15 protein-coding genes are annotated in these 14183 nt (G+C 73.5%); 4 read left to right on the top strand and 11 right to left on the bottom strand.

The genetic code is table 11. The features are described 5' to 3' along the window. Positions 1–92: 92 nt before the first annotated feature. Both AQJ30_RS03505 and AQJ30_RS03500 read right to left on the bottom strand, forming a co-directional pair. Positions 93–1043: an NAD(P)H-binding protein gene (locus AQJ30_RS03505; protein ID WP_079083764.1), complete on the bottom strand. Its 951-nt coding sequence runs from the start codon at positions 1041–1043 to the stop codon at positions 93–95. Continuing rightward, positions 1040–1663 (bottom strand): ScbR family autoregulator-binding transcription factor, encoded by a 624-nt coding sequence (locus AQJ30_RS03500; RefSeq protein ID WP_067228380.1) that lies wholly within the window; start codon positions 1661–1663, stop codon positions 1040–1042. Before AQJ30_RS03500 ends, AQJ30_RS03505 begins: the two co-directional genes overlap by 4 nt. Before the next feature lie 91 nt (positions 1664–1754). Between AQJ30_RS03500 and AQJ30_RS03495 the strand changes: the two genes are divergently transcribed. Further along, on the top strand, positions 1755–2798 hold the full coding sequence (locus AQJ30_RS03495; RefSeq protein ID WP_079083762.1) for a ScbA/BarX family gamma-butyrolactone biosynthesis protein: 1044 nt from the start codon (positions 1755–1757) through the stop codon (positions 2796–2798). A 124-nt stretch (positions 2799–2922) separates the two neighbouring features. Here AQJ30_RS03495 and AQJ30_RS03490 read toward each other — a convergent pair whose 3' ends face one another. Continuing rightward, the gene (locus tag AQJ30_RS03490) at positions 2923–3417 is read right to left on the bottom strand and encodes a PaaI family thioesterase (RefSeq protein WP_067228379.1); all 495 of its coding nucleotides are present in this window, start codon (positions 3415–3417) and stop codon (positions 2923–2925) included. A gap of 98 nt (positions 3418–3515) precedes the next feature. Here AQJ30_RS03490 and AQJ30_RS03485 point away from each other — a divergent pair, with 98 nt between their 5' ends. Together AQJ30_RS03485 and AQJ30_RS03480 are read left to right on the top strand one after the other, a co-directional pair. Beyond that, entirely contained in the window at positions 3516–3983 is a 468-nt protein-coding gene (locus tag AQJ30_RS03485; RefSeq protein WP_067228978.1) for a winged helix-turn-helix transcriptional regulator, read from the top strand. 80 nt (positions 3984–4063) lie between these two features. Next, entirely contained in the window at positions 4064–4537 is a 474-nt protein-coding gene (locus tag AQJ30_RS03480; RefSeq protein ID WP_067228377.1) for a DUF6174 domain-containing protein, read from the top strand. A 27-nt stretch (positions 4538–4564) separates the two neighbouring features. Here the strand turns inward: AQJ30_RS03480 and AQJ30_RS03475 are convergent, their stop codons facing one another. From AQJ30_RS03475 to AQJ30_RS03460, 4 genes are all read right to left on the bottom strand, one after another. Beyond that, the gene (locus AQJ30_RS03475) at positions 4565–5845 is read right to left on the bottom strand and encodes a glycoside hydrolase family 16 protein (RefSeq protein ID WP_067228375.1); all 1281 of its coding nucleotides are present in this window, start codon (positions 5843–5845) and stop codon (positions 4565–4567) included. 255 nt (positions 5846–6100) lie between these two features. After that, on the bottom strand, positions 6101–6535 hold the full coding sequence (locus AQJ30_RS03470; protein WP_067228373.1) for a hypothetical protein: 435 nt from the start codon (positions 6533–6535) through the stop codon (positions 6101–6103). Positions 6536–6655: 120 nt separating this feature from the next. Then, a complete protein-coding gene (locus AQJ30_RS03465; RefSeq protein ID WP_067228372.1) occupies positions 6656–7294 on the bottom strand; it encodes a hypothetical protein in 639 nt (212 codons plus the stop codon). 230 nt (positions 7295–7524) lie between these two features. Beyond that, a complete protein-coding gene (locus AQJ30_RS03460) occupies positions 7525–8322 on the bottom strand; it encodes a restriction endonuclease (protein ID WP_067228975.1) in 798 nt (265 codons plus the stop codon). Between the two features lie 159 nt (positions 8323–8481). On the opposite strand from AQJ30_RS03460, the gene AQJ30_RS03455 reads away from it, so the two are divergent. Continuing rightward, entirely contained in the window at positions 8482–9447 is a 966-nt protein-coding gene (locus AQJ30_RS03455) for a YihY/virulence factor BrkB family protein (RefSeq protein ID WP_067228370.1), read from the top strand. 9 nt (positions 9448–9456) lie between these two features. On the opposite strand, the gene secD is transcribed toward AQJ30_RS03455, so the two are convergent. From secD to AQJ30_RS03435, 4 genes are all read right to left on the bottom strand, one after another. After that, a complete protein-coding gene (secD, locus tag AQJ30_RS03450) occupies positions 9457–11661 on the bottom strand; it encodes a protein translocase subunit SecD (RefSeq protein ID WP_425424120.1) in 2205 nt (734 codons plus the stop codon). A gap of 119 nt (positions 11662–11780) precedes the next feature. Beyond that, positions 11781–12176, bottom strand: a complete 396-nt coding sequence (locus tag AQJ30_RS03445; RefSeq protein WP_159052288.1) for a hypothetical protein — start codon at positions 12174–12176, stop codon at positions 11781–11783. A gap of 8 nt (positions 12177–12184) precedes the next feature. Continuing rightward, positions 12185–12931, bottom strand: a complete 747-nt coding sequence (locus AQJ30_RS03440) for a response regulator (protein WP_245726785.1) — start codon at positions 12929–12931, stop codon at positions 12185–12187. A 2-nt stretch (positions 12932–12933) separates the two neighbouring features. After that, the gene (locus tag AQJ30_RS03435) at positions 12934–13887 is read right to left on the bottom strand and encodes a sensor histidine kinase (RefSeq protein WP_067228367.1); all 954 of its coding nucleotides are present in this window, start codon (positions 13885–13887) and stop codon (positions 12934–12936) included. Positions 13888–14183 lie beyond the last annotated feature (296 nt).

The following is a 14183-nucleotide window of genomic DNA, read 5'->3' as shown; positions in this document are numbered from 1 at the left end:
TGCCGCAGCGCGCCTTCTTCCGGCAGCGCGGCCCCGGAGATCTTGGCCCGGAGCAAAGGGGTCGGGCAAGCCGCGCACTGGTGGTTTCCGGCCTACCCGCACCGGAGTCGCGGTGTTCCGGCCACGGCGCCGTTCGCCGGGCAGGGCTCCGCGGAGCGTGGCGGCCGCCGTTCGCCCTCGAAGCGGTGCTTGTGACGTGTGGCCCACTGGGCAAAGGTGGTCGCCGGCCTCCCGGTGAGCCGCTCGACCGTGTCCGTGACGTCCGCCTTGGCACCGGCCAGTTGGCGCTCGGTGCTCGCGATGAGCGCGTCGGCCATCAGGGGTGAGTACTTCCGTGCGTGGGTGAGGTGGGCCTCCTCACGGGACAACTCCCGGCAGGTCAGGGGACGTCCGAGCACCTCGGCCAGGACGGCCGACTGTTCGTGGGCAGACAGTGCCTGCGGACCGGTGACCTGGTAGGAGTGGGAGTGGTGCCGGGCTTCGCCCAGGACACGTGCCGACACCTCCGCGACGTCCTCGGGCGCGATGCAGGCGTTGCGGCTGTGCGGATGCAGGGCGTGGGTGGTGCCGCTGCTGCGGATGCTCGGCGCCCAGGCCAGGGCGTGCGACATGAACGAGCGCGGCTGGATCATGGTCCAGGGGATGCCGCTCGACTTGATCCGGTCCTCGTTCGTGCGCTGCCACTCGGTGATCAGATCGTGCGCCGCACCGTCGCGCACCGCCGCGGCGGACAGCTTGACGATGTGACTCACCGACACCTCGACGGCCGCCCGCACGATGTTGCGATCGTGTTCGGGCCGGGTGGGGTCGTTGGTCACGACGAACAGGGCGTCGGCGCCGCGGAAGGCGTCGACGATGCTCGCCATGTCGTCGTAGTCGCAGGCGAGGTGACGGATGCCGGGCCACCGCAGGGTGCGGCGGGGCGTGCGACTGGTCAGGGTGAGGCGGTGGTGGGGCGTCAGGTGCCTCACCATGAGCGAGGCGATCTGCCCGGTGGCCCCGGTGAGGACGATGTGCCGGGGCGGGGCCGTCGTCGCGGTCACCGCGCGGGGACACGTGTGGGGCCCACGTGGATGGCCTGCAGCACGGCTGGGGAAGCGACACTGGGCAACAGCAGGTCCCACATGTCGCAGACGCGTTCCATGAGGTCGGCCCGCCTGGTCGCGAGGTGCGAGTAGAGCTGCATGCCGGTGCAGGCGCCGACGACGAAGCGGGCCAGCTGGTCGGTGTCGACGCCGTCACGGATCTCGCCGCTGGACCGGGCCACGTCCAGGTGCCCGCGCATCAGTTTCCGCCAGTCCTCGAAGGACGTGGCGTCGTTCATGCCGTGACTGCCCTGTTCGGTGGCCAGACGCACCCCGGCACGCAGGACCGGATCGCGTTTCATCCGGTCCGCCCACACCAGGGTGATGTCCACCAGGCGCTGCAGCCCGGTGGACGTGAGGTGGGGCTCTATGGTCGTCGGCTGAGCGTTCATCAGCGCTTCGGCCAGTCCTTGTTTGGAGCCGAAGTGGAAGTAGAGGGCGCCGAGGGTGAGCCCCGCCCGTTGCACGATCTGGGAGACGGACGCCTTCTCGTAGCCCGTCTCGTCGAAGACCTCGGCTGCCGCCAGCAGAACCTTCTGGCGTGTGCGGGCAGCCTGTTCCGCTTTGGCAGTCGGCACTCGGGATCACTCCTCGACACACATAGATAGCGTAATTTATGTTTACCGTATCGCTGTTGAGCAGGCCATCGACTCAGGGGGAAGCGTCGGCATGTCCCACTTACGCGGCTACGGGATCGGCAGACCACGGCTCGTCGAAAGGGTTCCCCGGGAGCTCGTCCACAAGGACGCGGCCGCCGAGGTGCTCCTCACCGGCTGGACCTCCCACGGCGGTGACCGGCACACCGTTCGGGCCCGGTGGCCGCGCTTCCACGACTTCTACCGCCCGCGCAACCGGCGCTTCGACCCGTTGCTCCTCGTCGAGACCGTGCGCCAGACGTTTCCCCTGCTGTCCCACGTCGCCTACGGCGTGCCCTTCGGCAGCCACTTGGTCTGGGACCGCTTCCACTTCGAGGTACAGCCGCGCGCCCTGCTCGTCCCCCGGTCCGGGGCCGACGTCCTGCTGGAGATCACGTGCTCCGATGTCCGGATGAGGAAGGGCTGTCTGGTCTCGATGACCATGCACGCGACCGTCCGCCTCAACGGCCGCCGCGTAGGAGCCGCCGACACCCGGTTCACGAATCACTCGCCGGCCGTGTACCGCCGACTGCGCGGACGAAACGATGTCGGAGCACGGCCCGGCCGGACCGTGCCGCCTCCTCCCCCGCTGCCGCCAGCTACCGTCGGACATGCACGGCCCGGGAACGTGGTGCTCGCCGCGACAGGAAGTGCCGGGCGCTGGCAGCTCCGCACCGACCAGGACCACCCGATACTGTTCGACCACCCCGTCGACCACGCCCCCGGCATGCTCCTCCTGGAAGCGCTCCGGCAGGCCGCGCACGCGGTTCACCCGGCCCCGGGCACGACGGTGACGGGGATGTCCGTCTCGTTCCAAGGCTGGGTGGAGCTGGACGCCCCCGCCTGGGTGTCCGTCACACCCCTGCGCCGCAACGCGCTGTGCGCCGTCGTAGAACAGAACGGCAGAACCTGTCTCAGCGGCGAGGTGGTCGTCGGGAACGAACCGGCCGACCGGACCCTCGGACAGCCGTCGCCGGTGTTGTCAGGGGGATGGGCCGTCGATGCCCACCTGCCCGGCGGCCGGTGCTGGGTAGTCCCTCACCAGGCCCCCGTCCGAATACCCGAGCGACCGAGGTGACGCAGCGGAGGGAGGGTTGTGCCGAGTTCCTGCATGGCGGTTGAGGGCGGTCCGCCTTCGGAGCTCGCACCGGCCGCCGCAGGGCCCGCCCTCCGGGCGGACGACGGGACTTTGCGGAAACGGCCTAGGCCGCCGGCACGGGGAAGAGCATGCAGCTGCTGGTCGCGTGGGCGAGCAGGCGGTCCGCGGTGTCGAACAGTTCCGCCTGGGCCAGAGCCGTGCGGCGGCCCTGGTGGAGCACCGTGCCGACGGCGCGGACCTTGCCGGTGTCGACGGTGATGGGGCGCAGGAACTTCAGGGTGAGGTCGAGCGAGGTGTAGCCGGTGCCCGCCGGGAGGACGGACTGCACGGCGCAGCCCGCGGCGGAGTCCAGCAGGGTGGCGTAGACACCACCGTGCACGCTGCCGATCGGGTTGTAATGCTCCTCGCCCGGCTCCATCGCGAACACCGCGCGGCCCGCCTCGACCTCTTCCAGGGTGAAGCCGAGGGTGGCGCTGATGGGCGGCGCGGGCAGGCGCCCGGCCAGGACGTCCCGCAGGAAGTCCAGCCCGCTCCCCCGGCCGACCGCGGCCGCGGAGACCCGCGGGTCCTCCCACTCGATGGTGCGCGACCTCGCCATGGGGTCTCCTCCGGAACCGGGCCAACTGACTTCGCTTCCCGAAGCTAGCCAGTGACACCTCTGGCTGTCAACGCCGAAGCCAGCCTACGATGGGGTCCATGACCTGGCTGGAGACCAGCACCGAGAACTGCACGGTGCAGCGCACGCTCGACCTCGTCGGGGAGAAGTGGTCGATGCTGGTGCTGCGGGACGCGATGAACGGCGTGCGCCGTTTCGACGACTTCCGCCGCCACGTGGGACTGTCCGAGGCGGTCCTCGCGGACCGGCTGCGCAAGCTCGTCGCGGCCGGCATCCTGCGGACCGTCCCGTACCGCGAGCCGGGCAGCCGCACCCGGCACGAGTACCGGCTCACCCGCAAGGGCTGGGACCTTTGGCCCGCCATGATCGCCCTGAAGCAGTGGGGCGACCGGTACACCGCGGACCCCGAGGGACCGCCCCTCGACGTGCTGCACCGCGACTGCGGCGAGCCGGCCGAGGTGGCCGTCGTCTGCTCCGGCGGCCACGGGGCGCTGACCCCGCGCGAGGCGTACACCCAGGCCGGGGCGTCGGCGCACGCCGCCCGCTGACCGGCGGGGCCGGCACGCCCTGAACGTTTCCCCCTCCCCCGGCGTCACAGCGGTAACCGACCCGAGGGGAGTGGTCACCCATGACCGCCGGACGTTCCCGTACCCGCGCCCGCCAGGTGTCAGCCGCCGGACTGCTGCTCGTGCTCGCGTCCGCGAGTGCGGCCTGCGGGTCGACGCAGGCCACCGCGACCGCGGAAGCCGCCCGCACGAAGACCTCCTGGCGGGAACCGGCCGCGTACTCCTACACGCTGCGGGCTGAGTCCCAGGTGCTCGCCGGGGAGTTCCGGGTGCGGGTGGAGCACGGCAGGGTGACGGAGGTGACCGGCGTCGACGAGGACAGCCGGCGGCAGGCGCGGGAGGTCTTCGCCCAAGTGCCCACGATCGGGTCCCTGTTGGACCGCCTGGACCGGGCCGTCGCCGAGCACGCGGACCGGGCGGAGGCCCGGTACGCCGCCGACGGACGCCCCCTGCGCATCTCCCTCGACTGGGACACGAACGCCATCGACGACGAGGCCGCCTACCGGATCGACGCCTACCGGCCGGCGTCCGGGTAGGCGTCGGGGCATCACCCGGTCACCGGGTCAACGGGTCACCGTCCACTTCTGGTTGGCGGCGCCGGTGCACGTCCAGATCTGCAGCCGGGTGCCGTTCGCGGAGCTGCCGCCCGCAGCGTCCAGGCACTTGTTCGCCTGGGGGTTGACGATGTCGCGGGCCGCCGGGGTCGCCCACTGCTGGGCGGGGGTGCCGTTGCAGTCCCACAGTTGTACGGCGGTGCCGTCCGCCGTGCCGCCGGAGGCCACGTCCAGGCACTTGCCGAGTGCGCGGATCGTGCCGTCGCCGCCGACCGTCCACCGCTGGGCTGCGGTGCCGTTGCAGTCGTAGAGCTGCACGGGGGTGCCGTTCGCCGGGTTGGCCCCGGCCACGTCCACGCACTTGCCGCCGACGCCCGTGATCGGGCCGCCGGTGCCGGGCTGCGCGGAGTCGGTGCTGACGCGGACGTAGTCGACGACGAGCTGCTGCGGGAAGGCGGTGCTGCCGTCGGGGTCCCCGGGCCAGTAGCCGCCGACCGCGAGGTTCAGGATGATGAAGAACGGCTTGTCGAAGACCCACTGGCGGCCGCCCAGGTCGGCCGGGGTGCGCCGCTGGTAGACGGTGCCGTCGACGGACCAGGAGATCGAGTTGGGGCTCCAGTCCACGGCGAAGGTGTGGAACGCGTCGGCGAACGCCTGGCCGCCGGGCAGGCTGTACCCGGCGCCGATGCCGCCGGAGCCCGAGTAGCCGGGGCCGTGGATCGTGCCGTGCACCGTGGACGGTTCGAAGCCGACGTTCTCCATCACGTCGATCTCGCCCGAGGCGGGCCAGCCGGCCGTGCCGATGTCGTTGCCGAGCATCCAGAACGCGGGCCACATGCCCTGGCCCCGCGGGATCTTCATCCGGGTCTCGACGTGCCCGTAGGTGGTGGTGAACCGGCCGGCCGTGTTGAGGCGGGCCGAGGTGTACTCGCACCGGCCGTACCAGCACTGGTAGTTGGCCGGGTTCTCCCGGCGGGCGGTGATGACCAGGTGGCCCTGTCCGTCGAGGGCGGCGTTGCGGTTGCCCGCGGTGTAGTACTGCCGCTCGTGGTTGTTGACGTTGTCGCCGGTCTCCGTCTGCCACTTCCCGGCGTCCACGGCCGAGCCGGCCGGCCCGTCGAACTCGTCGGCGAAGGTGACGGCGGCCGCCGCGGCCGGAGCGGCGAGGCGTGCGGGGTCGTCGGCCCGTGCCGGGGGCGCGCCCTGGGCGAGCCCGGACGACAGCGAGGCGAAGGCGGCGAGCGCGACGAGCGACGTCAGCAGACGTCGGCGGAGGCGTGGGGGATGCATGACTCTCCCTGGTTCGTGCCTGACGGCGGGACGGGGCGCGGCGGTCGTGCACACCCGCGCCCGCATGTCGTGCTCATGACATGCATGTGCGCCGCGCACACCGCTGCGCCCGTCGCCCCGTCAGGAGGTGGGGATCGGGTGGGAGTTCCTCGCCGGAAGGAGTTAATTCACTACGTGATTTAAGAGATGAGCAATACGGGTGTCAAGAGTCTGGTACGGACCTGCTGTACGCCGGTCCGTACCGGACCCCCGAGGTCAGGCGGCCACGGGCAGGGCGGCCGCTATCAGGTGGCGCTCACGACGGCTGATCAGCGGGAAGATGATCTTCAGGCCCTGCTGGTCGTACGGGGATGACACCACGAACGACGAGTTGAGCAGGCGCTCCTTGATGGCCGTGCGCACGAGTCCCGCCCGCGGGATCGTCATCAGGTGCTCCTCCGGGCGGGCGAAGTGGGGATTGGCCCGGAACACGAAGAAGCGCCGGTCGGTCATGGCCAGGTACATGGGCGTCGGCGTGGGGACCACCGCCATGGCGCCCCCGCTCAGCAGGGCCGAGGCCGCCGCGAACGCCGCCGTCCTGCGCACCGAGACGGAGCTGAGGCCCACGATGGTCGTCACCTCCACCCGCTCCCCGGGCTCCAGCAGGGGGTCGAGGGCGGCCAGAAACAGCCGGCGGCGCTTCGCGTTCACGTGTGAGGCTCCTGAGGTCGTGCCTGACCGGCGAGAGGTTCCTCCCGGTCGTCGGCACACCTTGCCACAGGCCCCCACGGCCCTCACCAGGGGGGTTCCTTCGGCGACGGGCCGGGGCCGTCAGTAGCGCCGGGCCTGCGCCAGGCGTGGGGTCAGCTTGGGCTCGGCGGGCTCGTGGCTGAAGACGATCGGCTGCTCCCGCTTGCCCGGGGCGAGGTCCTCCGCGCCGGTGTAGCGCGTCTCCACGACCTTGTGCTGCGCGTCCTCGAAGTCGATCCGCACGGCGTACGACGCCTTGCTGTCCGTCCTGTTCGTGATCCGGACCAGGACCGCGAGCACACCGCCGGTGTCCGCCCGCGCCAGACCGCTCATGGTGACCTCGGACATCGCGTTCCCCTGGCCCTCGACGTCCTGGAGCGCCTTCTTCGCCGCCGTGGACCTGCGCTCGAACTCGGCCGACACGGACGCCTCGAACTCCGAGGCGCGGGCCGACACCGAGGAGACGGCCGCCGAGGCGGACGCGCGCGCCGATGCGATCTTGGACGCGGCCGAGGAGGCGATCGCGGAGGGCAGCTCGCCGCTGAAGGAGGCGGAGACGCGGGCGCTGGGCGCGACCGTACCCGTGGACGCGGAGGAGCCGCCGCTGTCGTCGCTGCAGCCGGTGAGGGCGCCGGTCGCCAGCAGGGAGCAGGCCAGGGCGAGGAGGGTCAGCGGGCGCGGGTGCGCGCCGCGCGAGCGGATCCAGCGGTGGGACGGCATGGGCTTCCTCGCTGTGGGGGACCGTGGGGCTCGTCGACGCCCCGTGGGGGCACGGGGACCGCCCCGTGGGGGCACGGGGATCGTGGGCCCATCGTCGGTCCGTGCGCGCCGGGCTGCGAGCCGGGGCGGCGAGCCGGGTGGTCGTCGCCGGGTACGGGTGGACCGTTCGGGTGGAGCGCGCCTTCGGGGCCTGATCGACAAGACACCCCCTAGCGGCGCCGGTCCCCCGGTCAGCCCGCGGCGGGGTGCGCCTGCCAGGGGGCCGCCGCGGTGCCCGCCATCCATCCGCGCAGGTCCTCCTCGCCGACGCACAGGATGCCGCACTGCTCCGCGTACTCGAGGGCGGGCTGGGTGAAGTCGCTGGTCGTGACGACGACGGCCAGGTCCGCCTCGTGGACGGTGAAGCAGGTGCCGCCGAAGCGCTGGAGGTCCTGGGAGCCGACCTTGTTCCCGTCGCAGTACCGCTTGCACTGGATGACGAGCCGGCGTCCGTCGGGCGTCCACGCCACCACGTCGGCGCCGAGGTCCCCGGCGCCGCCGACGACCTCGGCTCCCGTGCAGCCGTCGCGCGTGCACAGGGCGGCTATCTCCTCCTCGAACTCGTAGGGGTCCTCGGCCGGGCAGGGTTCCGCCTCCGTCTGCGCCGTCTCGCTCACCGGTTCCACCACCGGGCACGGCTCCGCCACGACGCCGCCGCCCGCTCCCACCAGCACGGGTGCCGGGGACGGCGCGTCCAGGGCGTCCACGGCCGTGCGCGCCGCCTGCTCCAGCGTCTCGGTGGCCTGCCGCGCGAGCCGGGACGCGGAGAGCGTGCGCCGGCGGCGCGCCCACCGCACCGCGACGGCGACGCCCACGCCGGCCAACGCGAGGATCCACGCGGGCCGCTGCTCGAACGCGCTCGCCATGGCCCGTGCGACGGTGGCGGCCAGCACGAGGAGCAGCGCGAGCAGCACGAAGAAGGCGGTCGTGACGCGCAGGTCGAAGCGCCGCTCGCGCTGCGGTCCCGAGGGACGGACGGGCAGGGTCATCGTGGTGGTACCTCCCGGGAGCGCCGCGGACATGTGCGTCATCCCGTCTGCCCAAGATCGAAAACTTCAACGCCCGGCGGTGAAGGGGCCGTTTGCGGGCAGTCGGTCGGGCAGGGGCCCGTGGTGGGGCGGGACGTGAACGGAAGGAGCGCGAGGGCGATGGGAACCGCGGTCCACGTCCCGCAGACCCGGGACATGATCGGGGAGGAGCTCTCCGGCGACGAGGCGCTGACCGCCCTGCGGCACTACGGCGGGGTGCGCCTGCTGGTGGACTCGTTCAGCCGGTTCCGCTACGCGGACGGCTTCACCAACGCCCGCGCCCTCGGCTTCCAGATCGTGCTGGGCCTGGTGCCGTTCACCCTGGCCCTCGTCGGGCTCGCGACGTCCGTGCACACCGAGTGGGTGGGGCGGGTGATCGAGCGGAGCCTGGGCGCGGTCGTGCCCGGGGCCGGCGCCGACGTCCTGGACGACGCGTTCGCCGAGACCCGCGACAGCGCCCACGGCGGCGTCTGGAGCACCCTGGCGCTCTGGCTGGGCTTCGGCTTCGCGATGCTGAACCTGGCCTCCGCGATGGGCCAGGTCGAGCGGGGCGCGAACCGCATCTACGGCATCGAGCGCGACCGTCCCTTCCCGCGCAAGTACGCCCGCGCCCTGGTCCTGGCGGTCGCGGCGGGCCTGCCGATGGTGCTCGGCTTCATGGTGCTGGTCGCCGGGGACGCCGTCGGTGACGCGGTGGCGGCCACCTCGGGCGCGGGTGACTCCGGTCCCCGCTGGTGGCGGGCCCTGGAGATCCCGGTGGGGCTGCTCCTCGCCTGGCTGGCCTCGGCCGTGATCTTCCGGTGGTCGCCGCGCCGTCGGCAGCCCGGCTACACCTGGCTCGCGTTCGGCAGCGCCGTGCACCTGCTGCTGTGGGTCGGGGCGACGCTGCTGCTGGCCCTGTACGTCGGCCGCAGCTCGGCGTTCGGCGCCGTGTACGGTCCGCTCACCGCGTTCGTCGCCCTGCTCCTGTGGGCCAACATCACCAGCATCGCGCTGTTCCTGGGCGTGGCCTTCGCCGCGCAGCTGGAGGCGGCCCGGGCCGGGATCGAGGAGGCCGTACGCCCCGACCCCGGACCCGGGGACTGACGCGGCCGGTCAGGAGCGGCGCCGCCGGACGGCCCCGGTGCGGGTGCGCCGGTCGAGTTCCAGGGCCACCGGCGCCGCCGTCAGGACCGAGGAGTACGTGCCGACGGCGAGGCCGACCAGCAGCGCCAGCGCGAAGTCCCCCAGCGACGACCCGCCGAGCACGGCGAGCGCGGTGAGGATGAAGGCGGCGCCCATGCCCGTGTTCACGGTGCGCGGGAGGGTCTGCAGGACCGCCCGGTTCACCGTGTCGGCCAGGGGCACCTCGGGCGCCTTGCGCACGAGTTCCCGCACCCGGTCGAACAGCACGACGGAGTCGTTGACCGAGTAGCCGATGACGGTGAGCAGGGCCGCCAGGAACACCCCGTCGACGGGCTTGCCCAGCCAGGCGAACACGCCGACCAGGATCACCGCGTCGTGGGCGAGTGCGACGACCGCGGCGCTGCCCAGCACCCAGCGGAAGCGTGCCGCGAGGTACACCAGTTGGGCGCCCAGGGCCACGGCGAGGGCGATCAGGGCGCCCCGGCGCAGCTCGGCGCCGAGGCTCGGGCCGATCAGCTCGTCCCGCACCTGCTCCGCCCCGCCGGCGAGGTCGTGCACGACGCGCGTGACCTCGGCCTCCTCGTCCCGGGTCAGCGGATCGGTGCGCACGGTCAGGCCGCTGTCGCCGGATGCCTGTACGACGGCGCGCGGGAGCCCGGCGTCGGCGAGGGCGGACCGGACCCGGTCCGGGTCGGCGGGTGCGGTGGTGGCGTACTCCAGGAGCCGGCCGCCGGTGAACTCCACCCCGAACTGCACGCCCCGCAGCGCGATCCCGGACCCGGCGAGGACCAGTGCGGTGGCGGACAGGGCCAGCCAGCGGCGCGGCCGGCGCATCAGCCGGGGATCACGGCGGGTGAGGCGCTCGCGCACGGCGCCCGTGGTCGCGATGCCGGTCAGGCCGGGGCGACGGTGCACCGGGGCGCGGCCCACGGCGTACTCGGCGAGGACCCGCGTGACGACGAGCGCGCTGAACAGGGAGGCCAGGACGCCGATGCCGAGGGTGACGCCGAACCCGCGCACCGGTCCGGAGGCGAGGAAGAACAGCAGGCCGGCGGCGATCAGGGTGGTGACGTTGGAGTCGGCGATCGCGCTGAAGGCGTTGCGGAACCCGGCTGACAGGGCCGAGCGGGTGCTGGGGCGCCGGCGGGCCGCGTACTCCTCCCGGGCCCGCTCGAAGACCAGCACGTTGGCGTCGACGGCCATGCCGATCGCCAGGACGAACCCGGCCAGTCCGGGGAGGGTGAGGGTGGCGCCGAGGGCCGCCAGGGCGGCGTAGGAGACGAGGCCGTAGCACAGCAGCGCGACGGTGGCGAGGACGCCCATCAGCCGGTAGACGACCATGATGAACACCGCGGTCAGGGCCGTGCCGACGACCGCCGCCCAGGCGCTCGCGGTGATGGCCTCGGCGCCCAGGGTCGGTCCGACCGTGCGCTGTTCCACCGTCTCCACGGGCACCGGCAGGGCGCCGCCGTTGATCAGCAGGGACAGTTCGCGGGCCTCCGCCGCGCCGAAGGAGCCGGTGATGCGGGTGGCGCCGTCCCGGATGCCGGTCGCGCAGCCGACGGACGGGTCGACCTGCGGGGAGGAGATGACCTTGTCGTCGAGGACGATCGCCACCCGCCGCGCGGGCGCACCCGCCGGGTGACAGGCCGCCTCCCCGGTCAGCCGGGCCCAGCCGGCCCGGCCGGCGCCCGCGAAGTCGACGGTCACGTGCCAGCCAGCGCCGCCCTGCTGGTCGAAGCGCGCGGCGGCCTCCTCGACGTGCTCACCGGTCAGCGCGGCGGGGCCGAGCCGCAGTGCGGTGCCGGACGCGTCGGGCAGGACCCGCTCCCGGGCCACGGGCGTCCCCCCCGCGGTGGTCCGCGCGGTGCCGAGCACCGGGTGGAAGGTGAGCTGCGCGGTGCGGCCCAGGACGTCGGCGGCCCGCTCCGGGTCCTGCACGCCGGGCAGTTCGACGATGATCCGCCGCTCCCCGGAGCGGACGAGGCTGGGTTCGGCGACGCCGAGCGCGTCGATGCGGCCGCGCAGCACCTCCAGCGTCCGGTCGGTGGCCTCGCGGTCGGCGTCGGTGGTGGCGGTGGACCGGGTCTCCAGCACGATCTGGGTCCCACCGCGCAGGTCCAGCCCGAGACGGACGGGCACGGCGACGGCGACGTACAGCGAGACGGCGAGCACGGCGAGGGCGAGCAGGGCCCTCAGCCGGGCGGGACGGGGACGGGAACGGGCACGCGAACGTTGAGAGGGGTGAGACGGGCGCAACGGGATCTCCGGCAGGCAGGAGTGGACGGGGAAGGTCAGGTGCCGGAGCGGGCGGGGGGTGCTCGTCCGCGGTCGCGGGCGTGGTGCGGTCGCTGCGGGACGGGGCGCTCGGCGCCCGGTGACGTCCACCTGGCCGGGCCGGGTGGGGCGACGGCCGGGTCCGCGGTGCCCGCGGCCGGGGCGGGTCGCGGCGGGGTGGGGTGGTCGCGCTGTGCTGCGTGGCGGGTCGCCGCGGAGGCGGCGCGGGCGGTGTCGTGGTCGTCGTACGCGTCGGCGTGAAGGTGGTGCACGGAGACGGCGGCCGACGGTCCGGCCGCGACGGCCGCCGGTGCCGGGGCGGTCGGCGCGGTGACGCCGAGCGTCGCGAGCAGCGTCCAGACGACGGTGGCCAGGAGCCCCCGTACCCGCACCCCCGTGCGTGTCCCGGTCACGGCGTCGGTCAGGGCTCGATCAGGCCGGCGCGGATCGCGTACCGGGTGAGCTCCAGGCGGTCCCGCAGGCCGAGCTTGTGCAGCAGGTTGGCGCGGTGCCGCTGGACGGTCTTGACGCTGATGAACAGCAGCCCGGCGATCTCCTTGGAGGAGTGCCCCTCGGCCACCAGCTTGAGGACCTCCTCCTCGCGGGGCGTGAGGATCCGGTCCGGGGTCTCCTCACCGTGGTGGGTCCGGTCCAGGTAGGTGCGGATCAGCGCGGTGACCGCGCCGGGGTACAGGAACGGCTCGTCGCGCATGGCGGCGCGGCAGGCGGCGACCAGGTCCCGGTCGGCGACGGACTTCAGGACGTACCCGCAGGCACCGGCCTTCAGCGCCTGGAAGAAGTACTGCTCGTTGTCGTGCATGGTGAGCATCAGGATCCGCAGGCCGGGCCGGACGGCCGCCAGTTCGCGGGCCGCCTGGAGTCCCGTCAGGCGGGGCATGGCGATGTCGAGGACGGCCAGGTCGAGGTCGTGGGTGCGGGCCCGGTCGACGGCTTCGGCGCCGTCACCGGCCTCGGCGATCACCTGGAGGTCGGGTTCCTGGTCGAGGATGAGCCGTACGCCGCGGCGGACCAGGGCGTGGTCGTCGGCGAGCAGGATGCGGATGCCGTGCGCCCGGGCGCGGGGGGCCGGGTCGCTCGGGGCGGGGCGCGGTGCCTGGTTGGTCGCGCCGGTGCTCGGCGCCGGGGCGGTCGTGGGCCTGTCGTGCATGGTCAGGGCTGCCTTCCGGGAGCGGGTGCGGTGAGCTGCACCTGGGTGCCGGTCCGGGGTGCGGCGGAGATTTCGAGGCGGCCGCCCGCGAGCAGGGCGCGTTCGCGCATGCCGCGGATGCCGGCGCCCTCGCGCGGGACGGTGATGCCGCAGCCGTCGTCGACGACGGTGAGGACGACGCTGCCGTCGTCGTGGCGCAGGCCGACGGTGACGCGTTCGGCGTCCGCGTGGCGGGCCGCGTTGGTCAGCGACTCCTGGGCGACGCGGTAGAGCACCAGCTCCGTCTCCGGGGCGAGGGCCGGCAGGTCGGTGGCGAAGCGGCGGACGACGCGCAGACCGGTGTGGGTGGCGAAGTCCTCGGTGAGCGAGGTGAGCGCGCTGACCAGGCCGAGGTCGTCCAGCACCCCCGGCCGCAGCCGGCGCACCAGGTGGCGCACCTCGTCCAGGCTCTCCCGGGTGATCTCCTGCACCTCGCACAGCTGGTGGCGCAGGCCCTCGGGTGCCTCGTCCGCCGCGCGCTTGAGGCCCAGCAGGATCGCGGTCATGGTCTGGCCGACCTCGTCGTGCAGTTCCTGGGCGATACGGCGGCGTTCGGCCTCCTGGGCCAGCAGGGCGCGGGCGCTGCTGGTGGCCCGCTCGTGCTCCAGCCGTTCCAGCATGGCGTTGAAGGTGCGGATCAGCTCGGCGACCTCGCCGCCGCCGGACGCGGGCAGCCGCTGGCCGGGGCGCAGCAGGTCCACCGTGGTCATCAGCCGGGTGAGCCGGTCGAGCGGGGCGAGGCCCAGGCGCAGCAGCACGGCGTTGGCGACCAGCATGACGGCCAGGCCGCCGAGCAGGATGACCGCCTCGGTGAGCAGCACGGGCACGGACACGGTGACGGGAGCCCACAGCAGCAGCGCCGTGGCCGTGCCCAGCACGACGGCGTTCAGCACGAAGATCCGCCAGAACAAGGACACCGGCTGTGCGCCTCCTCTTCCCGGGTGTCGGTACGGCTCCCTGTCGGCCGCGCGCCGCCCTGCCGTCCGCGGGCGCGGTCGGTGTCCGTGGTGCGTGGGTGTGAGCTCGTGGCCAGCCTCTCCCGGCCCGGGGACGGCGTCGATGGGGTCCGGACCCCATTTCCGGGGCGGGCGCCATCCCATGGGTGCCCTGCCCCGTCACAAATGGGGTCCGCGCCCGATGGGCCGGGGCGGCCGGTCCGGCGAGGGTGGAGACACGGCGCCTCCCCCGCCACCGGAGGGAGTGCCGCACGTGC

The sequence above is a fragment of the Streptomyces longwoodensis genome, from assembly GCF_001514125.1.
GTDB lineage: Bacteria > Actinomycetota > Actinomycetes > Streptomycetales > Streptomycetaceae > Streptomyces > Streptomyces longwoodensis.
The sequence above is the reverse complement of the archived record's forward strand: the minus strand, read 5'-3'. Positions and strand labels throughout refer to the sequence as shown.

Bases quoted from the DNA above. Each gene is read 5' to 3' on its own strand.
- AQJ30_RS03495 (WP_079083762.1), top strand. From the start codon at position 1,755: ATGTCCCACTTACGCGGCTACGGGATCGGCAGACCACGGCTCGTCGAA.
- AQJ30_RS03490 (WP_067228379.1), bottom strand. From the start codon at position 3,417: ATGGCGAGGTCGCGCACCATCGAGTGGGAGGACCCGCGGGTCTCCGCG.
- AQJ30_RS03485 (WP_067228978.1), top strand. From the start codon at position 3,516: ATGACCTGGCTGGAGACCAGCACCGAGAACTGCACGGTGCAGCGCACG.
- AQJ30_RS03480 (WP_067228377.1), top strand. From the start codon at position 4,064: ATGACCGCCGGACGTTCCCGTACCCGCGCCCGCCAGGTGTCAGCCGCC.
- AQJ30_RS03475 (WP_067228375.1), bottom strand. From the start codon at position 5,845: ATGCATCCCCCACGCCTCCGCCGACGTCTGCTGACGTCGCTCGTCGCG.
- AQJ30_RS03465 (WP_067228372.1), bottom strand. From the start codon at position 7,294: ATGCCGTCCCACCGCTGGATCCGCTCGCGCGGCGCGCACCCGCGCCCG.
- AQJ30_RS03460 (WP_067228975.1), bottom strand. From the start codon at position 8,322: ATGACCCTGCCCGTCCGTCCCTCGGGACCGCAGCGCGAGCGGCGCTTC.
- AQJ30_RS03455 (WP_067228370.1), top strand. From the start codon at position 8,482: ATGGGAACCGCGGTCCACGTCCCGCAGACCCGGGACATGATCGGGGAG.
- AQJ30_RS03440 (WP_245726785.1), bottom strand. From the start codon at position 12,931: ATGCACGACAGGCCCACGACCGCCCCGGCGCCGAGCACCGGCGCGACC.